Raw genomic sequence first — 19,104 nt, 5'->3', positions numbered from 1 at the left:
GACGGCTTTTTGGCCGACATGTGCCGTCCGCATGTTCCCGATGTACACAACTGGCTTAGCGCATCAGACGAATACCTGAAACTTTGCCTGTCCCGATTTCGATATCGAAGTGGTATTGTTCAATGCCCGCAGGGCCATTCGTTTCAAACACCGCCCCAAAGCATTGATCGGGACGTTCCGCAGCCCGTTCGAACCAGACAAATTCACCGTAAAAGTTCTCGCCCCCGATTGTCTGATGGCGGCTGATGGCATATTGTTTTTCGCCGAGCGCATTGAGGACGACCAGATTACCTTTGGCTTCCGTGTTGTCGGCGACGGCCTCGATCAACGCCACATGCTGCCGCCCTGGCAGCATCTTTGCCACCACGCCATCGGCGTAGTCCAGCCCCACGAGCCTGCCATCACATACCCAGCCTACATGGGTTATTTTCAGTGGTTCCCAGCCCGATTGGATCAGTTGGAGCAAATCCATGCCTTCGTGGATTTCCTTGCCATCTGCCCGGCGTTCGAAGAATGCTTCGATCGAGGCTTTAGCCTGTTGGGAATCCTGAACGGAATACGGGAAACTGCCGATGAAAACCGGATCGTTCGCAATGGGGCGCGGGACCTTTGCGGGCTCATAGTCAAAATCGTATTGCACCGTTACCCAGCGTGCTTTGCCCAAACGGCGTCTGGCAGCGGCTGCGACGGCGGCATCGACATACGATTTTGAATAGGACAGTGGCTGAATCAAATCACGCACATCGACTAGCTCAAAGCCAAGGTTGTAATGTTCCTGGTCGCTCAAGCGGTAATAGCCAACGCCGCACAAGTCCTGCAGCACGTCCAGATCCGGCTCGCCTTCATCGCCGTTAACACCCACCCATACTGATGCGACGCCTTCCTTGTGGAAGCCTTGCTCGTAGTAATCGTCGTCCTCAGAGTAATCTCTAATTGCCATTCTTCTCTCACAAATTTCGGTTCATGCACCCCACAAGGCGCAGCCCATTTTGATCAATGCGCCGGCGCACCCACCTACACGGATCTGGATGGCCATCAACCGACAGGGGAACGCTTACTTGTTCAGAGCGCGCGCCCTTATGCGGGCCCGCATTTCCCTCATTGCAGACTCATCTTCGAGGTGAATCATATAGTGTTTCTGATCGTTGGGGCATTGAATGCCATGAAGCGGCATTTCCGGCACCCAATTCGCTGGAACAGTCGCAATGGTCGCCGCACAGACATGACATTGTAATTGCCGCCCTTCCCAGATGAGCTTTACCGCCTCTGTTCCAGTCACTGCACTCGCAACCAGATTGGTCATCGCGCTCCCGCAAATCAGTTTTCAATGTTTGTGGCCGGGTTCGACCGTTGGCCTCAACGCGACGGACCGCTATTGGCCGAAGTCTGCCTGAAGACATGCGAGCGCGCTCTCTCTATTCTCCAGCAAACAGTTCATGACTCGCGCGAAAGCTACCCGGTACTTTTTAACCAGTCGAGACCTCTTTCATCCAAAGCTGCAATGATGACTTCCGGAGACAAGCTGTACACGGTGGCCCATGTCGCGCGCCCGTCGGAGGCGCTGGATGGAAAACTGATGGTTTCAATCGGCCAGTGGTATTTACGTTTCAGCGATTTGACGATTGCAGCAAGTGTTACTCGTCCTCGTAGCGGCTCTTTACCTGTCTGGTCTGCGTTCGAAAGTAGTACCGCGAGCACGGCACCGCGCATAGTACGGGGACCGGGAAAAGTTGGAGTTTTGGATGACATACCTACATTGTAAGCGCGATGCCTTCATATACTTTCATTTGGCCCGCAAAACGATCAACGCTCACGTATATAACTATTGACTGCTTTGCCGTTGAGCTCTGTCTCCATTTCGTAGGTCATCCCAACGCGCTCGGCAACGCGACGCGATGATTCATTTCCAGAAGTGATAAGTGCCCGAACTTTAGATTCGCGCCGCACCTCGAACGCATAATTCAAGACTGCCGTCGCCGCCTCGTTTGCGATTCCCTTCCCCCAGAAGGCTCGATAAGTATTCCAGCCCAACTCCATCACAGTTGATTGCTCACGAAAGAAGGCTCCGACATTGCCGACGAGCTGACCAGTCTGCCTGTCCTCCACAGCCCACCAGCCAGCCCCGTGCAAGACCCATAGTCCAGCATGGGAGCTGAAGATTCGCCACGCGGTTTGACGGTCGGCTGAGCCCAAATGAGCTGAGCTTTCGGGTTTCGCTAAATGGTCCGCAAATAAGTCGAAGTCGTGGCGCCGATATTCGCGAAGCATCAGTCGTTCTGTTTGAAGGCGCGGCACGGAAATGGCGAACGCGGGATTCATAAAGGAGCCTATCCTTAAAATTACTGAATGTGATTAACCGTCCGGTGGAATCCGCGGCTGTTACCGGCCACCTGCCACCCCCGAAAGTAGCACTCTACATTCCTTTTCCAACTCCGCAATGGGTAGCCGCCGCAAGTCCTGCTTGAAATCGCTAAGTTTGCGTTGAAATTCAGTGTCAGCATCGACTTTTGCATATGCCTCAGGATTCGCCGAAGCCATTCTAATGAGCGCGGTTTTGTAGTCCAAAGAGAGCTCAGGATACGCGTCGGAGCAAACATGAGAAATGCCGACAAGCAAGACGTAAAACGGATTGGGGCCGCACTCCTTTACGTCACTGGGACATTGGCTGAGCGCGAACGAGCTTTGGGCAATCAGCAGCCCCGCGACCAGGGTAATATTTTTTTGCCTTCATCCGTTCACCTCAGCAAACGCTGCACATTAAGCTCCAGCCCGACGCACGCGCCGAGGCAGCAGGCGCCGGCTTACCGGGACTAACGCTCCTGCGCCCGGAAGCGCCAGATCGCCAGCGTTCCAAACAGCGCCGCAAACGCAAGCTGCACGCCAGCCGCCTGCAGCGCCACATCCATGCCCAGTCCACGCCAGGTCATGGCATCCAGGCCATCAACCGCCCAGCGCGTCGGCACAATAATGGTCAGCTGCTGCATCCACGCAGGGAATACGAACGTCGGCACCCAAGCTCCGCCCAGCATCACCAGGATCAAGGTGGCAAACACCGCCAGTCCCCGCGCCGCCTCGGGCGTCTTGCCAAAGGCTGCAATCAGCAAGCCGAACGATGCTGTCATCAGCGCAAACGCCACCACCACCAGAGCAAACCCCGGCACATTGGTCACCTGCACCTTAAAGATCAGCATCGCGCAGAAGAAAATCGCCGCCATCAGGCCGGCGGCAATCATCGCGCCCGACAGCGCGCGCGACAACAGTACTTGCGACATGGTTACTGGCGCCGCCAGCAAGCGGTTCCAGATCCCCATGCGGCGTGCCAGCAGGATGCCAATACCCAGGTCAATCCCCATGAACAGGATGAACTGCACGCCCATCCCGGCAAACGAGTGTGCGTAACCGTTGTACTTCGGCCCCGAGCTAAGGGCCTGATCCTTGGTGGCGAACGGCACGCTCAAGCCACCGCCGCTCGACTCCTTCGCAGGCTTGGCCGCCTCGCGCTCCTGGAATTTCTTCAGGCTGCCGAGCAAGCCAACCAGCGCTTCCTTGTCTTCGCTGGCGGGAGAAGTTTCCAGCTTTTTCAGGCTGTCATCGGTGAATTTCGCGCCAGTCGCACTGCCGCCCATCACCTCGCCCGTCACCCCCTGCATGACATGCTGCGTTAGCAAGCCCTTCACCATCGCCAGCACCGTCGATTGCGAAGGGTCGTAATACACTGGCAGCTCCGGCTTGGCGCTCGGCTGGAACAGCGACTGGCCCGCCGCATCGCCAAAGCCTGCCGGGATCACCACGGCCACCGCCAGCTTGCCCGCGCGGACCTGGTCCTGCGCTTCCTGCAGGCTCATTTCCTTGACCGACAAGTTGGCATCGGCTTTCAGCGAATCTCCGACCTTGCGGCTAATCACGCTGCTGTCCTGCTGCACCAGGCCGATTTCGATCTTGCTGTTGTTGCCGCTATCGCCGCCGCCGAATAGTGAGCCAAAGAAGGCCGCCAGCACAATCGGCATCAGCAAGTTGAGCATCAACGCGCGCTTGTCGTTGATGTAGAGGATCAGGTCCTTGCGGATCATTGCAATAATTGCTGTCATCGGAATTCCTTAGTCGCGCAAGGTGCGGCCGGTCAGGGAAAGGAAGATATCTTCCAGCTTGGTGCGGGCGGTGGCGAAGTGGGCTAGCGTGTGCCCCTGCTCGTCCAGCCAGCGCAGCACCGGCGCGGCATGAGCGGCGCCGTGCAGACTGATGTCCAGCGAGACGCCATCGCGGCGCACGCCGGCGACGCCCGGCAAGCCAGCCAGCGAGGCGACCAGCAATTCCGCCGGCAGGATATCGCTGCCCGCCAGTTCCACCTGCAGGGCAGCCTGCGTCGGCAGGCGGCGATACAGTTCTGCCGGCGGCGCATCTGCCAGCACCTTGCCGTGGTCGATGATCACGATGTGATCAGCCAGCCGCTCCACTTCTTCCATGTAATGGCTGGTGTAAATCAGCGAACGTCCTTGTGCCTTCAACGCTTCCAGCGTATCAAAGATGGCATTGCGGCTTTGCGGGTCAACGCCCACAGTCGGCTCGTCGAGGATCAGCAATTGCGGATCATGCAGCAGCGCCGCGCCGATATTCAGGCGGCGCTTCATGCCGCCCGAGAATGTCGAAGGCTTTTCCTTCGCACGGTCCGACAGGCCCACAAGCGCCAGCACTTCTTCAGCGCGCTTGACCAGCGCTGTGCCTTTCATGCCATACAGGGCCCCGAACAGCTTGAGATTTTCGATTGCGGAGAGTTCTTCGTACAAGGCCAGGTCTTGCGGCACCAGCCCCAGCTTCATCTTGGCCGAGCTGGCGCCATGCACCACCGGCTCGCCATCCAGCGCGACGCTGCCCGTGTCGGCCTTGATCAAGCCGCAGATCATGCTGACTGTCGTCGACTTGCCGGCGCCGTTGGGCCCCAGCAGGCCCACGGTCTGGCCCCGTTGCACCTGGAACGAAACGCCATCGACCGCGCGCCGCTCGCCAAAAGATTTGCTCAACCCACTGACACTTAACACTCTTCGTCCTCCGGAAAAAAAACGGCGCCGCTACTGCGGCGCCGCCATCGGTGTGCGCCCCTCTACAGGGCGTATCGCACCACGTTGTCACTCCATTCAAATGCCGACATTTCCAGCTCCACCAGTTCCTCGGTCGAAATCGCGAGGTCGGCCAGCGCCGGAAGGATGCGGGTGTCCATATCCTCCAGGCGTTCGATGCATTCGGCCAGCTTGAGCAAGTCGCCGAAGAAGCCGCCGCGGAACACGAGCGCTTCCCCGACCTCATCACCCATCGGGATCTGCGCCAGGATTTCCTGCATCGGGATGCCGAACAGCGTATCCATCAAGGACATGATGCCGACGGTGAAAGCGATATCGGCCACGTGGCGGTGCGCCGGGCGCAGCTTGGTCGCCAGCAGTTCCAGCAGGCGGCCGCGCGTGGTGGCCAGCATCAGCAAGGGCGTCATCGAATGACCGCGCTTGCCCGGCTCTGCGTAGAGCATGATCTGCAGCCAGCGCTGCAACTGGCGGCGGCCCAGGATGTGCACCGCCTGGCTGAGGGAATCGATGCGCTGGCGCGCACCGACGGCCGGCGTGTTCACCAGGCGCAGCAGGTTCAGCGCCAGCGAAACATCTTTCTTGATGGCGCGCTCGACTTCGGCGTTGTCGGCATCCGAAGTCACGAGGGTCATCAGCTCCATCACCGCCATTTGCGACGGCGACAGCTTCTTGCCGCTCATGATGACCGGCTTGGCAAAGTAGTAGCCCTGGAAGTAATCGCAGCCCAGGTCCAGGCAGTTCTTGAATTCGTCGCGATTCTCGACCTTGCTGGCTACCAGCTTCTTGCCGTCCTGTTTGATGCGCTGGGCCAGCCGGACCAGGCCATCGAGCGGCATGTCGCGCATCGACAGCTTGACGTATTCCACCATCGGCATCAGCGCAGGCAGCTGCGGCGAATCGGGATTGATGTCGTCCAGCGAGAAGCGGAAGCCGTGGCTCACCAGCTCCGACATGCGCGACAGCACAGCCGGCGCCAAAGTGTTGGCAGCGCTAACTTCCAGCACCAGTTTTTCGCGCGGCAGGAAGCCAAAGATATCGCACAGGATCGCGTCGGCATCGACGTTGACGAAGCCGATCGCATCGCCGATGGTGCGCTCCATGCCCAATTGCGCGGCGTGCGCAATTACCGCAGCGGTAGCAGACAGCGCGGAAGTACTGATGTTGGCCGGCCCAACCGGAGCGTTGCGAAAAAGCAACTCGTAACCGAACAAGGCCTGGTTGCGGTCCAGGATCGGCTGGCGGCCCAGATAGAATTCGCGAACTTTCAGGCTCTGGGAGGCCGCATCGTTGCTGGAAAGGTCGATCATAGGGAAATTCCTGACGTGTCCTGCCATTTTGGCATCAAATCCTGCCGGTGTCTGTTAAATTTTCTCGAAGTCCCGTTTCTGCGGCAGACCATCCACAAAGCACTTCATCTCCCCCGGCACGAAGGCAGTCCATTGCTCATTAGTAGTTAGTGGCTGGGTGACGATCACGGCCACGCGGTCGTCCGGCGTGGTGACTTGCGAAAAATCGACGCTCACGTCCTCGTCCGACAGCTTGGCCGTATCGAAGGGATATTGGCGCACGATGTAATGCAGATGGGTCGAACAATGCGCGAACAGCGCACGGCCGTCGGAGAGCATCATGTTGAACGTGCCGTGTGCGGCGATGCTGCGCACGGTCTTCTCGATCTGCGCCCGCAGCATCGGCAACGGCGGGCAGGTATCGCCAAAGCGCTCGCTCAATTCCTGCAGGATCAGGCAGAAAGCCTGTTCGCTGTCGGTAGTGCCGACCGGACGGAAAGGCCCATGCAGCACAGGCGCGAATTCCTTCAGGTCGCCGTTATGGGCAAACACCCAGTAGCGGCCCCACAGCTCGCGCACGAAGGGATGGCAGTTCTCCAGCATGACCTCGCCCTGCGTGGCCTTGCGGATATGCGCGATCACGTTCTTGGACTTGATCGGATAGTTTTTGATCAGTTCCGCAATCGGCGAATGGATCGCGGCCTGGTGGTCGACAAAATGACGCACGCCGGCGCCTTCGAAAAAGGCGATGCCCCAGCCGTCATGGTGGGTATCGGTTTGCCCGCCGCGCAGGGCGAAGCCGGTGAAACTGAACACAATGTCGGTCGGGACATTGCAGTTCATCGCGAGTAATTGGCACATCCCACAACTTTACCATGTCGATAGCGTCAAGGCAGTGGGCCATCATTCCTTCTTGCCCAATAGCGCGCAGGCCTGGGTAACCATCTTGTTGATAATTTCTGCCGCCGGCGGCGCGTCGTCGATGATGCCAGAAACCTCCCCCATCAGTACGCCGGAATTGTCGGCATCGCCCGCCCTGAACGCATCCCAGAACCGCTCGAACTCGACATCGATTGATTTCTCCAGTTCGCGCTCGCGCCCATGCCATGCCGCGACAAAATCATTTTTCAACACACGGACCACGAATTCCGAGTTAGGCCAGTAACGCTGGCGCACCACGTCGACCGAGTTGGACTTCATCGTAGCGTCGCCATCGGCACGGATGATCGCCTGCCGGAAGCCTTCCGGCGCCTCAGATTCGGCCGCCGCGATGAAACGGGTGCCAACCAGGACACCGTCCGCGCCGAGCATCAGCGCTGCCGCGAGCCCTCGCCCGTCGCCGACTCCGCCGGCCGCTACCAGCACCGTTTCTGGCGCATGCTTTGCCAGGTAATCGGCCGCTTCAGGCACCAGCGTGAACAAGCCTCGATGGCCGCTATGGCCGCCCGCCTCGCAGCCCTCGGCCACAATGATGTCGGCGCCGGCGTCGACGGCCTCGCGCAGGTACTTCATGCCTTGCACCTGGCAGATCAGCGGGATGCCATTCGCTTTGATGATCGAAGCGTGCGGTTCCAGCTCGCCAAACGACAGCATCAGCACGGCCGGCCGTTTGGCCAGGACCTGCTCGAGCAACTTCGGATCTCGCGCCATCGACCACGTAATGAACCCACAGCCGACGCGCGCACCGCCCGCTGCCGCGAACTGCCGCTCGATCCATTCCGCATCGCCATAGCCGGCCCCGATGATTCCCAAGCCGCCGGCATTGGTTACCGCCGCCGCCAGCCTGCCGCCGGCCATGACGCCCATTGGCGCAAGCAAGATCGGATGCTCGATCCCGAGCCTTTCCGTAAGCCTGGTCTTCAGTCCCATGCGCTCACCATGACGTAGTAGCCATCCGGATCACGCAGCGCGAATTCCCTCGTGCCGGTGCTTGGGTTGACGCTTACCTCTTCCTCGAGTTTCGCCACCAGGCCGCGCGCCCGGTCCAATGCCTGGTCGAAATCGTCTACGCGGAAGAATAGCAATAGCCCATTGCCGGGCTGCGAGGAGCCCGGGCTCGCCAGCGTGGGATGATCATGCGATCCCCACTGGTGCAGGCAGAGCAGAACCGTGCCATCGTGGTCGAGTACCTGCCCAAAGAACTCGTGGGCTGGTGCGGTCTTCGGCTGGCCAAACAAAGCCTGGTACCAGTTGAAGCTATGGGAGACGTCGGCGACGCCAATGATTGTCCAGGTCCGTTTCATACGAAGTTCCCCCTGCGTTTACTTGGCTCATTCCCCGTGATGTGATCCGATACCTCCCGGCTTTCAAGCTTCAGGGAAGCGGCGTGCCCATAGCGCCTTCAATTGCGGATCATCGTCAACACGCTTGATCGCAGGTGTCATTTTCGGAGCCTCCGCGTAGAAGCGCTCGCGCCACGGTCCAAAACGCGAAATCACGGCTACGTAGAGATCAAGGACGCTCAACGCATCACCCAGCAGGTATTTCCCGGGGTCGAGCTCGGCGTCCATCGTGCGCCAACAAAAAGCGATGCGCTCGTGAACCGACGCTACTACGCGATCCCGGGCACTGTGCGGCGCGCCAATCCTGCTTACATCCGGCTTGATCCAGTGTAGCGAATAAATTGCGGATGAGACGAAGAACATCCAGCGCAGGAACTGCGCGCGCGAAAGATCGTGCGGAGCCGGGGCCAGCCTGGCGTCGGGGTAAGCATCGGCCAGCCAGGTCAGGATGGCGGCACTCTCGGTGAGCGTTTCACCACCCGGCAGCACCAAGGTCGGGACTTGCCGCATCGGGTTCTGTTTTCCAACACACTCGCGTGCAGCATCCGACGACCAGGTTTCACCTTCGATCACTTCGAAGGAAATGTCCAGAAGCGTCAAGGCCGCTTCAACGGCAACAGAGCCGGAAGCTGCAGCTCCGTATAGAACGAATTGCTGGTTATCGGCCATGGCAGTTTGGCGATTGAAGCCTACAATACTTCGACGCGCCCGTGCTCCACAATATGCGCCAATGCTGACGATACCGATGCCAGGTCCGCCTTGCACAGGCTAAAGGAAACGACTATCCCCCATAGTCCGATGCGCACCGCAGCATCGGCAGTGAACTGGAATTTCACCGCATCCGGCAGCACCTGCACCTTTTCAATTCCAGCGTAACATGCCTTCGACTGGTCTCCGAATTCAATATAATGGACGTTAAGTCCGCGCTCACCGAGTACGTTCTCGACATCGCGCCGGACCAGGAAATAATCCTCGTGCGCGGGGTCGCCAAATGCGACTGTCCAGATTCCATCGACCGGCGCCGCCGAAACTTTCGAAGCAAAAAAATTGAAACTCTGCACCGGCGATAAGGTATGCGCGTCGCGTGCGAGGCGCCAGCGGCCGTCGGCAAGCTTACGGTAAATCGTCATGCGCTGTCCGGCAAGCAGGGTTGCATTGCCACCGGCGCGCGGCGTCACGCTCAAGCGGTCTGCGCTGCGCGTGAAGGCAAAATCGCCCGCTACGACAAGCTCTTTCAGCTCACTGCCGCATGCGATACGAAGCTCTTGATGGGCCGCAGTGAACTTGGCTGAAAAACCTTCCCTGCCAATAGGCGCCTCGCCCGGATGAAGGAAGACGACGTCCTCGGTCATGATGGCAAGCAGGCTGGAAAGGTCCGCCGCATTGGCAGCCTTGATCCACTTCGCGTGCACCGCGCGGATTGCATTCTCTTCGGCTTCCATCATTTGTCCCCGTAGCGCACTGCTTTTCAGGCCTCGTCGGAAAAATCGAAATTCAGCTCTACCCCATTTCCAGCTGGATCAGTGAGGAAAATCTGGACTTGCTGCGTTGCCGGAACAAGGGCCACGCGGTACCGGATGCCTCGCAAGGCCAACGCGCTCTCATACGCTGGGCGATCACGACAACGAAAGGCTGCGTGGTCAAATGTGCCCGACGGCTGCGTCGGCCTGACTTCCGCCGGTCCGGCTTCGGACAGGTGCAAAACGGCATGCCCGCCAGCGTAAAGCCAATAGCCAAAGCTGCGAAATGGAGGCCGCTGGCCAACGGTCAAGCCAACTACGTCGCAGTAGAAGTCGCGCAGTTCATCAAGCAATGCTCGCGGTGCACGCAGGTTGTAGTGACTGAATCCGAGGGCGCTCATGGTTATGCGTTCCGGCGGTAGGTTCAGGGGAGTGTCAGCGGAATCATACTCCCACATCATTCTTGCCTCCGGGGATCAGGCGCAGAGTACGCTGCGCGCCACAGCACCTAAAGGAATGCCGGTGACTGTACTCCCTGAACTCCAGCGGCTAGGGTTCACGGAGCAGGTTAATCCAGCGCGTACTTCGCGCTTCAGGATTTTCTCGACCAAGAGCGAAACAAGCAGCGAAGCTTGAGAACGATCGTTGAAGTTGTAGAACGCAATTGCAGGCCCAAGTGTCAGGAAAATGTCGAATTGACATTTTTTCAAATTCTATCACGGGGCTTTTGAATGGATTTAGCAGAGGAAACGGGCAGCGCTGGCATGGCTGCCCATGGTGGAGCAAGGGAACGCTCCACGGAAGGATGCAAAAGAACCTAGTGCAGCAACACCGGTTGACTCATCAGTGCTTCATAGTTGCCCAGGAAATCATCAATCTCCTCGATGGTGGGCTCGCTGGCAATCAATTCGTTAACGTCGCGGCGGAAGTTCTGCGCCATGACCCCGGCAATGAAGATTTCGCGCTTGCCGCCTTTGTCGACGATCTCGTAGCCGCCGAAGCGCAAGGCTTCCAGGCTACGGTCTGCGCCAAATTCGACAACACTGTATTGCTCGCTGTTGTAAATGAGGTTCATATGGCTTCCTTCACGTTTCGTTTCCAAACCGAGATGGGGCTGTCATAGCCATTTTCAAGCGTTCAGTACCGGCTCCAGGCGCAGCAGGGCGTCGTAAGGGGCCGTGGCAAGCATGGCGCGCAGGCTATCCACGTGAGTGGCATCCGCCAGGCTGATAAAGAGCTGCGCCGGGGGACGGCGCAAGAGACGATTCAATGTAACACGTAAGACGAGATTACCGGCGCAGCATAGGCAGCCGGGGGCGATGCGGTGTACCTGCGGCTGCCATGCCGTCGAGTCACTTTCATCATACACCAATGGAGAATGTGCGTCGGCCAAACCTTCAAGGATGATGGCCGTGGAGTGGCCAGGCGACAAAACGGCCGCAATCGCGTTTTCACGCGCCGCGGCCGTCGGGCCTGTTACCAGCGTAGTCGGAATCAAGCCTGGTTTTTCTTCGACAGCTTGCCGGGCTCCACGCCCAGTTGCTTGAGCTTGCGGTACAGGTGGGTGCGTTCCAGTCCCGTCTTCTCGGCCACGCGGGTCATGCTGCCGCCTTCGCGGCCCAGGTGGTGTTCGAAGTACATGCGCTCAAACGCGTCGCGCGCTTCGCGCAGCGGCAAGTCGAACGACAGGTTGAAGATCGGGTTGTCGCCATTGACGGCGCGAGCCATGCCCAGGTTGTGGGTGACTGGCTGCTGCGCCACCTGCACCTGGCCAAAACTGCTTTCCTCGACCGGCGCCGGCATCACCGGACGGGTCGCCATGACTGGCGCGCGCACGGCTTCCTGCGCCCGGCTCAGGCCAGCCTGCACCGCCTTCAGCAGCTTTTGCATCGCAATCGGCTTTTCCAGGAAATTCATGGCGCCGATGCGGGTTGCCTCCACCGCGGTGTCAATGGTCGCGTGACCGGACATCATGATGACCGGCATGGTCAGCAAGCCATCGCGCTGCCATTCCTTGAGCAGCGTAACGCCGTCCGTGTCCGGCATCCAGATGTCGAGCAGGACCAGGTCGGGCGCTCCGGCCGCGCGGGCCTGGCGCGCCTGCTGGGCGTTCTCCGCCAGCGTGACCGCATGACCTTCGTCGCCCAGGATTTCCGAGAGCAGCTCCCGAATGCCCATTTCATCATCAACTACGAGAATGTTTGCCATGTATCCCTTGCCCCTTCCCTCATTTTTATCGCTCTCTACGCAGGCATTCTATACCTGTCGGCGCGACAATGATTTTATTGGTCCAACAATATTATGCCAACTACACCGACGCCAACTTTAACAGCAAAATCAGCACCGACGCTCCACTACTATCGTCACGGTTCTGGATATCGATCCGCCCCCCGTGTTCCTCGATAATCTTTTTCACCATCGCCAGCCCCAAACCGGTGCCCTTGGCCTTCGTCGTCACGTACGGCTCGAACGCATTGGCCAGGATCTTCGGCATGAAACCGGGGCCATTGTCCGAGATTGAGAGGCGCACTGCAATACGCGTGCCGCCATCCGCACTCTGGTAGATGATGCCCTCTGTGACCACGTCGATGCGCGGCTCGACATCGGCAGGAGGATGCTCCTGCAGCGCGTCCTGCGCATTCTGCAGCAAGTTGTGGATCACCTGGCGCAATTGCGTCTCGTCGCCCAGTATCATGGGCAGGGCCGGCGCCAGGTTGGCGTGGATGATGTCGTCGCCCTCCCCGCTCACGTACAGGTGCAGGATGTCCTCGACCAGGGTGTTCAGGTCGAGCGGCTGCAGCACGGCTGGCGGGGTGCGGGCGTAATCGCGGAAGTCGTCGACCATGCGTTTCATGGCGGCGACCTGGTTGACGATAGTGGTGGAGGCTTTGTTGAGCAGTTCCACATCGGGGCCCGCCAGCTTGGATTCAAGCTTCATTTGCAGGCGTTCGGCCGACAGCTGGATAGGCGTCAGCGGGTTTTTGATTTCATGGGCCAGGCGGCGCGCCACCTCGCCCCAGGCGATCGAGCGCTGGGCAGAGATCACGTCGGTAATATCGTCGAACACGACGATGTAGCCAATGCCCGTTTCCAGCGGCAGGCGCGAGCCGCGCGTCAGCAGGATCAGTTCATTTTCTTCGGCACTGCCAGGCGGGCGCGGAATCTCGATCTGGCGCTGCCAGTGCAGGCGCTGCAGGTTGCGGCCGGCGGCGGTCTGCGCCGACTGCGCCGAGAAGGCGTTGATGATGGCAGCGGCAAATTCCTGCATGCCCTCCACTTCGGCCAGCGGCTGCCCGATCAGGGTCACGCCGGCGTGCTGCAGGATGCGCTCGACCGAGTCGTTGCAGGTGACCAGGCGAAATTCCGAGTCCAGCACCATCACCCCTGCCGACATGTTGGCCAGCACCGATTCCAGGTGGGCCTTGGCGTTTTGCAGCGCAATGCGGTTGCGTTCCACAGCGCTGCGCGCTTCGGACAACTGGCGCGTCATGGTGTTGAACGATTGGGTCAGCGTGCCCAGTTCGTCCGAACTGGCCACGATCGGGCGCGGCGACAGATCGCCTTCCGCCACGGCGCGGGTGCCTTCGGCCAGCAGCAGCAGCGGCTGCGCCAGGTCGTTTGCGATCAGGAAGGCGGCAGCGATGGCGCCAAACACGGCCAGCAGCAGCGTCAACGTCAGCGTCTCGATATACATCTTGCGCAAGCCGACGCGCGCCACGAACCGCTCCTTGTATTCGGAGAAGGCGGTACGCAGCATTTCGCCGTTGCTGGCCAGCTTTTGGGGCACGGCCTGGATGATCTGCAGGTAGCGCGGCGCCAGGTGCGCACCGGACGGCTGCACCGGATCGGGAATCGCCATCAGCACGCGCAGGCGCAGCACGCTGTTGGCGTCGAGCGGCGCCGGCTGCGGCGCGCCGATGCGGTCGTCGCGCAGCTCGCCGCCGCCCTCGTAGGCGGCATAGGATGGATCGTCCTTGGCCTTGTTCAGCATGGCGGCCGTAGGCAGGTCGGCCGACAGGTTGATGCGGCGCTCGCCCATGGCCGACACGATCAGGCCGCCGTCGGCGTCGACGATGATGGCGCTCTGGGTGCCTGGATGGCGGCGCACGAAACGCGCCAGCGTGGCCGGGGCGGCGTAGAACGGGTCTTCGGCCAGCTGGCGCACGGTGCCGCGCGCCTGCGCTTCCAGTTCGGCCAGCGATTCATCCAGCGCAGAGCGGCCCAGGTCCAGGCCGGCGTCCAGCGCCTCTTCCACGCGCACGTTGAACCAGGAATCGATGGAGTGTGATACGAACTGAACCGACACCAGGAAGATCACCAGACCGGGCAAGACGCCGATGGCAGCAAACAGCACCACCAGCCTGGTCATCAGGCGCGAACCGAATTTGCCGCTCTTGTAGCGCGAATAAAGGCGGAACAGGGAGAACCCGACCAGCAGCACCAGCGCCACCGCGACGGAGGCGTTCAGGCCGAGCAGCCAGCCGTAATAGCGGTCGAAGAAGGCGGAATTATCGGAGGCGGAAGCGAGCAGGAACAGCAATATGCTGCAAGTCGCGCCCGCGACGACAAACAAGTACCGGAGGGCAGACGTCACTTACTCGGCCCTGTACTGGAAGGTTTTTTTGCTGGACGAGAGTCGCCACTCGCTGTTATTGAAGGCGTTGACCTGGATCGGTTTGGGCAGGAAATCCTTGTCCATGCCCATGCGCAGGGTCACGTTATACGTTTCACCCACCTTCAGGGCGCCGCGCGGCGCGACTACCCAGCGGGTAGGCCGGCGGATGAAAAACAGGGCTTCGTCCAGCGTCTGGAAAGGCTGGGCAACGGAACCGACGATCTTGACGTAGTACTGGCGTATCAGGACGTCGTACCACAGCTTGTGCGTGCGCTTGGCGGTGACGGCCTTTTCGTCGAACCAGTACCAGCGCGGGCGGGTAAAGCTGATTTCCGTGGTGAAGTGCAGCGGGACGCCCGACTGCACCGTCTCTTCCATGCCGTGGCTCAACTCGAACGAATAGGCCGAGGACAGGCGATAACCCTCTTCTGCCGCCTCGATATAGGCGCGCGTGATCTCCACCGTCTCGTCGGAGGCGTGGGCAGCGTGCGGCAACGCACACGCAAGCGTCAACAGCAACTGCCAGCAAAGGAGTCGAAGAAATCTTTGGATCACTTGCCTGGTGCTCGTCAAAGGGTTACGCATCTTTCCGGAACAATGCGTAGAACAAACCATCGTGATCCTGCCCGGCGCCGCCCAAAGGCAGCAGCTGGCCCGGCGCATCGAGGCGGGTGGCGCGGTTGCGCACCGCGAAAGCGGCCGCCTGCGCCTCGGACTCCTGCGGCCACAACGAACATGTCACGAACAGCAATTTACCATTGGGGGCGAGCATTTTCCAAAGGTTGTCGAGAATTTGCGACGAAAGTGTTGCAAGTTGACGGGTGTCGCTCTTGCGGCGCAGCCAGCGGATATCCGGGTGGCGACGCACGATGCCGGAGGCGGTGCAAGGCACGTCGGCCAGGATGCGGTCGAATGGCTGGCCGTCCCACCAGGCGTCGGTCTGGGCTTCTGCCGGCTGCAGTCTGGCCTGCAATTGCAGGCGGTCGAGATTTTCCTGCACGCGCTGCAGGCGTTTTGGATCGGCGTCCAATGCTGTCAAATTGACATCGGCCAGTTCGAGGATGTGGCACGTCTTGCCGCCCGGAGCAGCGCAGGCGTCCAGCACGCGCATCCCGGCTTGCACGTCCAGCAATGGCGCCGCCAGTTGGGCGCCAGCGTCCTGCACCGAGACGTCGCCTTCGTCGAAGCCCGGAATCTGGTGTACCGGCACCGGCTTGTCCAGGCGCACCGCGAACGCGCCAACCTGGGTGGCTTCGATACCTTGCGCGGCCAGGCGCGCCAGGTAGTCGCTGAGCGAGGTGCGGCGGGTGTTGACGCGCAGCGTCAGCGGCGGCGCCTTGTTACCGGCGGCCAGCACTTGCTCCCAGTCCTTCGGGTAGGCGGTGATGACGGAGTCGATCCACCATTGCGGGTAGTTATATTGTGCCTCCGGCTGCTGCAAGGCTTCGTCCAGCAACTCCTCTTTTTCGCGCAGGAAGCGGCGCAGCAGGGCGTTGACCATGTTTTTCGCGCGCGCGGTATCGGGGTGGGAGCCGGCGGCCGTCACGGCCTGGTCGACTACCGTGAAGGCTTCGTACGGGGCCGGACTGCCGTCGGCCGGGTGCATCAGCGGCAGGGCGACCGAGAGCAAGGCCTGGACCAGCGGCTCCGGAGCCTTGGGCGCCATCAGGCCGACCAGGATTTCGCTCAGGGCCAGTTGGCGCATCGCGCGGTAGGCGATGTCCTGGATTGCGCCGCGGGCTTGCGGGGTGGCGTCATTGTTAGCAAAGACACTTGCCAGCGCCTGCGGCAGGGCGGTGCCTTGCTGCACCTGCACGGCGGCGGTCGCGGCGCCCAGAAGCGCGAAAGCAAGCGAGTCCTGTTTCAGTTCGGACTGGAAATCGGTCTGCACGCGCGGCTTCAGGTCGCGGTGGTGGCTTTCCCGGATGGCAGGCCTGGCTGGAGCGCGTGGCGCTGGCGCATCTGTCCCGCGGGCCGCTGGATTGCGGGCGGCCCATGGCGATCCAGCACCGGCCCCCTCGCCGCCCGCCGCACGGCCAGACTCACGCTGGCTGCGCTCCGAGCGCGAATCATTACGAAAATCGGCACCTTCGCGCCGGCCGAAGCCGCGCTGGCCACCTTCGCCACGATTTTCGCCGCCCGCGCGCGGGCTATGGCTGCGCGCGCCACGGTCGTCGCGTCCTTCACCGCGGTTCTCGCGGTCCGAACGTGGGGCAAGGCCGCGCTGATCGCGGTCGCCACGTCCCTCGCTGCGGCCTTCGCCCCGACTTTCCCGGTCTGGACGCGGACCGCCCCCCCGCTGGGCCCCCTCGCCGCTCGGGCGCGGGCCGTTGGCGCGTGGGGCCGATTCGCCGCGCGATTGACCGGCTGGACGCGGCCCCGCAGAGCGCTGTCCGCCATCCCCCTGCGCACGAGGCGACTTGGCCGCCGGCGCTGCCGGTTTCGCCTTAGGTTTGAGGGATAAGGTTGGGCGCTCTTTCTTAGTCATTGCAATCCTGTCATCGCGCCCGCCAGCCGGCGGCACGGCCTGGGCGGCCGCATTCATCGCGGTAAATCTATGAAAACCAAGATTGTACCCGGGATAAGCGCCCTAACCCCTTGTTTCCCCCTGATTTACCCGTTCTTGCAAACAAGTATAATGTCCCTCTTTCAGACGTTCCCGGCTATTCACATGCTCGCCCAACAAAAGCAAGAGATCATTTCCCTGTTCCAGGCCGCCCTCGCGCCTATCCTGGAAGGTTCCGACGTTAAAGCCAACGTGGTGCTGGAGCGCCCGCGCGACGCTTCGCACGGCGACGTCGCCTGCAATATCGCCATGCAGCTGGCCAAGCAGCTGAAAATGAACCCGCGCGAGCTGGCGCAAAAGATCGTCACCGCACTGCAGGAAGACCCGGCCGGCAAGCAGCTGGTCGCCTCGGCCGAAATCGCCGGCCCGGGCTTCATCAACCTGCGCGTGAGCGACGCCGCCAAGCAGTCCGTGGTCAAGACCGTGCTGCAGCAAGGCGCCACCTTTGGCCAGAGCGAAGCCCTGGCCGGCAAGAACGTCATCATCGAATTCGTCTCCGCCAACCCGACCGGCCCGCTGCACGTGGGCCACGGCCGCCAGGCGGCCCTGGGCGACGCGCTGTCGTCCCTGTTCGAAGCGCAAGGCGCCAAGGTCACCCGCGAGTTCTACTACAACGACGCCGGCGTGCAGATCCAGACCCTGGCCACTTCGGTCCAGTGCCGCGCCAAGGGTTTCAAGCCGGGCGACGCCGAATGGCCTGAATCGGCCTACAACGGCGACTACATCGCCGACATCGCCGCCGACTTCCTGGCCAAGAAGACCGTTTCCGCCTCCGACGGCCAGCCGGTGACCGCCTCGGGCGACGTGGAAGACATCGAAAACATCCGCGCCTTCGCCGTGACCTACCTGCGCAACGAGCAGGACATTGACCTGCAGGCGTTCGGCGTGAAATTCGACAACTACTACCTCGAATCCTCGCTGTACTCCGACGGCAAGGTGGAAAAGGCCGTGGAAGCGCTGGTCGCCAACGGCCACACCTACGAAGACGGGGGCGCGCTGTGGCTGCGCACCACCGACTACGGCGACGACAAGGACCGCGTCATGCGCAAGACCGATGGCGGCTACACCTATTTCGTGCCGGACGTCGCCTACCACATCGTCAAGTTCCAGCGCGGCTTCACCCAGGCCATCAACGTGCAGGGTTCCGACCACCACGGCACCATCGCCCGCGTGCGCGCCGGCCTGCAAGCGGTCGGCCTGGGCATCCCGCAAGGCTTCCCCGACTACGTGCTGCACAAGATGGTCACCGTGATGAAGGACGGCGCCGAGGTGAAGATCTCCAAGCGTGCCGGCTCCTACGTGACCGTGCGCGACCTGATCGAATGGTCCGGCGGCGGCGACATCACCAAGGGCCGCGATGCCGTGCGCTTCTTCCTGATCTCGCGTAAAGCCGACACCGAATTCGTGTTCGACGTCGACGTAGCACTGAAAACTTCCGACGAAAACCCGGTCTACTACGTGCAGTACGCCCACGCGCGTATCTGCCGCATGCTGGAAAACTGGGGCGGAAACGAAGCCTCCGTCGCCAACGTCGACCTGTCTCCGCTGACTGCGCCGACCGAAGCGACCCTGCTGGCCGCCCTGGCGCAGTATCCGGAAGTGCTGGCCCGCGCCCAGGCCGAACTGGGCCCGCACCAGGTAGCGTTCTACCTGCGCGACCTGGCCGCCGCCCTGCACTCCTTCTACTTCGCCGAAAAAGTGCTGGTGGAAGACGAAGCGACCAAGCTGGCCCGCGTGGCCCTGATGGTCGCTACCCGCCAGGTGCTGCGCAACGGTCTGGCACTGATCGGTGTTTCTGCTCCTAACCAAATGTAAGGTCC

18 protein-coding genes are annotated in these 19,104 nt (G+C 61.1%); 1 reads left to right on the top strand and 17 read right to left on the bottom strand.

The genetic code is table 11. The features are described 5' to 3' along the window. Nucleotides 1-55: 55 nt before the first annotated feature. The 17 genes from ACN9MZ_RS06145 to rsmB all read right to left on the bottom strand — a co-directional run bounded on the left by ACN9MZ_RS06145 (nucleotide 56) and on the right by rsmB (nucleotide 16,645). Complete coding sequence (locus ACN9MZ_RS06145) at nucleotides 56-940, bottom strand: hypothetical protein (protein WP_426341346.1); 885 nt, start codon at nucleotides 938-940, stop codon at nucleotides 56-58. An 863-nt stretch (nucleotides 941-1,803) separates the two neighbouring features. Continuing rightward, the gene (locus tag ACN9MZ_RS06140) at nucleotides 1,804-2,319 is read right to left on the bottom strand and encodes a GNAT family N-acetyltransferase (RefSeq protein WP_426341345.1); all 516 of its coding nucleotides are present in this window, start codon (nucleotides 2,317-2,319) and stop codon (nucleotides 1,804-1,806) included. A gap of 491 nt (nucleotides 2,320-2,810) precedes the next feature. Further along, nucleotides 2,811-4,088: an ABC transporter permease gene (locus tag ACN9MZ_RS06135; RefSeq protein ID WP_426341344.1), complete on the bottom strand. Its 1,278-nt coding sequence runs from the start codon at nucleotides 4,086-4,088 to the stop codon at nucleotides 2,811-2,813. A 9-nt stretch (nucleotides 4,089-4,097) separates the two neighbouring features. Then, the gene (locus ACN9MZ_RS06130; protein WP_426341343.1) at nucleotides 4,098-5,018 is read right to left on the bottom strand and encodes an ABC transporter ATP-binding protein; all 921 of its coding nucleotides are present in this window, start codon (nucleotides 5,016-5,018) and stop codon (nucleotides 4,098-4,100) included. A gap of 80 nt (nucleotides 5,019-5,098) precedes the next feature. Beyond that, a complete protein-coding gene (locus tag ACN9MZ_RS06125) occupies nucleotides 5,099-6,382 on the bottom strand; it encodes an EAL and HDOD domain-containing protein (RefSeq protein ID WP_426341342.1) in 1,284 nt (427 codons plus the stop codon). A 54-nt stretch (nucleotides 6,383-6,436) separates the two neighbouring features. Further along, on the bottom strand, nucleotides 6,437-7,222 hold the full coding sequence (locus tag ACN9MZ_RS06120) for a class II glutamine amidotransferase (protein ID WP_426337026.1): 786 nt from the start codon (nucleotides 7,220-7,222) through the stop codon (nucleotides 6,437-6,439). A 42-nt stretch (nucleotides 7,223-7,264) separates the two neighbouring features. Then, on the bottom strand, nucleotides 7,265-8,230 hold the full coding sequence (locus ACN9MZ_RS06115) for an NAD(P)H-dependent flavin oxidoreductase (RefSeq protein WP_426341341.1): 966 nt from the start codon (nucleotides 8,228-8,230) through the stop codon (nucleotides 7,265-7,267). Further along, nucleotides 8,221-8,604: a VOC family protein gene (locus ACN9MZ_RS06110; protein ID WP_426341340.1), complete on the bottom strand. Its 384-nt coding sequence runs from the start codon at nucleotides 8,602-8,604 to the stop codon at nucleotides 8,221-8,223. The genes ACN9MZ_RS06115 and ACN9MZ_RS06110 overlap by 10 nt, the downstream gene beginning before the upstream one ends. Nucleotides 8,605-8,667: 63 nt before the next feature. Continuing rightward, nucleotides 8,668-9,312 (bottom strand): glutathione S-transferase family protein, encoded by a 645-nt coding sequence (locus tag ACN9MZ_RS06105; protein ID WP_426341339.1) that lies wholly within the window; start codon nucleotides 9,310-9,312, stop codon nucleotides 8,668-8,670. Nucleotides 9,313-9,332: 20 nt separating this feature from the next. Further along, entirely contained in the window at nucleotides 9,333-10,088 is a 756-nt protein-coding gene (locus ACN9MZ_RS06100) for an Imm10 family immunity protein (RefSeq protein ID WP_426341338.1), read from the bottom strand. Between the two features lie 23 nt (nucleotides 10,089-10,111). Continuing rightward, on the bottom strand, nucleotides 10,112-10,504 hold the full coding sequence (locus tag ACN9MZ_RS06095; protein ID WP_426341337.1) for a VOC family protein: 393 nt from the start codon (nucleotides 10,502-10,504) through the stop codon (nucleotides 10,112-10,114). Nucleotides 10,505-10,920: 416 nt separating this feature from the next. Next, nucleotides 10,921-11,178 carry a BTH_I0359 family protein gene (locus tag ACN9MZ_RS06090; protein WP_055928525.1) on the bottom strand — a complete coding sequence of 86 codons (258 nt, stop codon included), beginning with the start codon at nucleotides 11,176-11,178 and terminating at the stop codon, nucleotides 10,921-10,923. Between the two features lie 54 nt (nucleotides 11,179-11,232). Continuing rightward, complete coding sequence (locus ACN9MZ_RS06085) at nucleotides 11,233-11,361, bottom strand: hypothetical protein (RefSeq protein ID WP_307143689.1); 129 nt, start codon at nucleotides 11,359-11,361, stop codon at nucleotides 11,233-11,235. A gap of 236 nt (nucleotides 11,362-11,597) precedes the next feature. Further along, on the bottom strand, nucleotides 11,598-12,311 hold the full coding sequence (locus ACN9MZ_RS06080) for a response regulator (protein WP_426341336.1): 714 nt from the start codon (nucleotides 12,309-12,311) through the stop codon (nucleotides 11,598-11,600). A 100-nt stretch (nucleotides 12,312-12,411) separates the two neighbouring features. Beyond that, complete coding sequence (locus ACN9MZ_RS06075) at nucleotides 12,412-14,697, bottom strand: ATP-binding protein (protein WP_426341335.1); 2,286 nt, start codon at nucleotides 14,695-14,697, stop codon at nucleotides 12,412-12,414. Continuing rightward, a complete protein-coding gene (locus tag ACN9MZ_RS06070) occupies nucleotides 14,698-15,231 on the bottom strand; it encodes a DUF4390 domain-containing protein (RefSeq protein ID WP_229209952.1) in 534 nt (177 codons plus the stop codon). It lies immediately after the preceding gene. A 64-nt stretch (nucleotides 15,232-15,295) separates the two neighbouring features. Beyond that, complete coding sequence (gene rsmB, locus ACN9MZ_RS06065) at nucleotides 15,296-16,645, bottom strand: 16S rRNA (cytosine(967)-C(5))-methyltransferase RsmB (RefSeq protein ID WP_426342869.1); 1,350 nt, start codon at nucleotides 16,643-16,645, stop codon at nucleotides 15,296-15,298. Nucleotides 16,646-17,389: 744 nt separating this feature from the next. On the opposite strand from rsmB, the gene argS reads away from it, so the two are divergent. Further along, nucleotides 17,390-19,099, top strand: coding sequence for an arginine--tRNA ligase (gene argS / locus ACN9MZ_RS06060; RefSeq protein ID WP_426341334.1), 1,710 nt, complete (start codon nucleotides 17,390-17,392; stop codon nucleotides 19,097-19,099). Nucleotides 19,100-19,104 lie beyond the last annotated feature (5 nt).

This window comes from Pseudoduganella sp. S-14 (genome assembly GCF_049913285.1).
Taxonomy (GTDB): Bacteria; Pseudomonadota; Gammaproteobacteria; order Burkholderiales; family Burkholderiaceae_D; genus Rugamonas.
This window is presented reverse-complemented; position numbering and strand designations above follow the sequence as displayed.

What these genes read in the sequence shown, in the direction of transcription:
- ACN9MZ_RS06145 (WP_426341346.1), bottom strand. Translation starts at nt 940, where the DNA reads ATGGCAATTAGAGATTACTCTGAGGACGACGATTACTACGAGCAAGGC.
- ACN9MZ_RS06140 (WP_426341345.1), bottom strand. Translation starts at nt 2,319, where the DNA reads ATGAATCCCGCGTTCGCCATTTCCGTGCCGCGCCTTCAAACAGAACGA.
- ACN9MZ_RS06135 (WP_426341344.1), bottom strand. Translation starts at nt 4,088, where the DNA reads ATGACAGCAATTATTGCAATGATCCGCAAGGACCTGATCCTCTACATC.
- ACN9MZ_RS06125 (WP_426341342.1), bottom strand. Translation starts at nt 6,382, where the DNA reads ATGATCGACCTTTCCAGCAACGATGCGGCCTCCCAGAGCCTGAAAGTT.
- ACN9MZ_RS06120 (WP_426337026.1), bottom strand. Translation starts at nt 7,222, where the DNA reads ATGTGCCAATTACTCGCGATGAACTGCAATGTCCCGACCGACATTGTG.
- ACN9MZ_RS06115 (WP_426341341.1), bottom strand. Translation starts at nt 8,230, where the DNA reads ATGGGACTGAAGACCAGGCTTACGGAAAGGCTCGGGATCGAGCATCCG.
- ACN9MZ_RS06110 (WP_426341340.1), bottom strand. Translation starts at nt 8,604, where the DNA reads ATGAAACGGACCTGGACAATCATTGGCGTCGCCGACGTCTCCCATAGC.
- ACN9MZ_RS06105 (WP_426341339.1), bottom strand. Translation starts at nt 9,312, where the DNA reads ATGGCCGATAACCAGCAATTCGTTCTATACGGAGCTGCAGCTTCCGGC.
- ACN9MZ_RS06100 (WP_426341338.1), bottom strand. Translation starts at nt 10,088, where the DNA reads ATGATGGAAGCCGAAGAGAATGCAATCCGCGCGGTGCACGCGAAGTGG.
- ACN9MZ_RS06095 (WP_426341337.1), bottom strand. Translation starts at nt 10,504, where the DNA reads ATGAGCGCCCTCGGATTCAGTCACTACAACCTGCGTGCACCGCGAGCA.
- ACN9MZ_RS06090 (WP_055928525.1), bottom strand. Translation starts at nt 11,178, where the DNA reads ATGAACCTCATTTACAACAGCGAGCAATACAGTGTTGTCGAATTTGGC.
- ACN9MZ_RS06080 (WP_426341336.1), bottom strand. Translation starts at nt 12,311, where the DNA reads ATGGCAAACATTCTCGTAGTTGATGATGAAATGGGCATTCGGGAGCTG.
- argS (WP_426341334.1), top strand. Translation starts at nt 17,390, where the DNA reads ATGCTCGCCCAACAAAAGCAAGAGATCATTTCCCTGTTCCAGGCCGCC.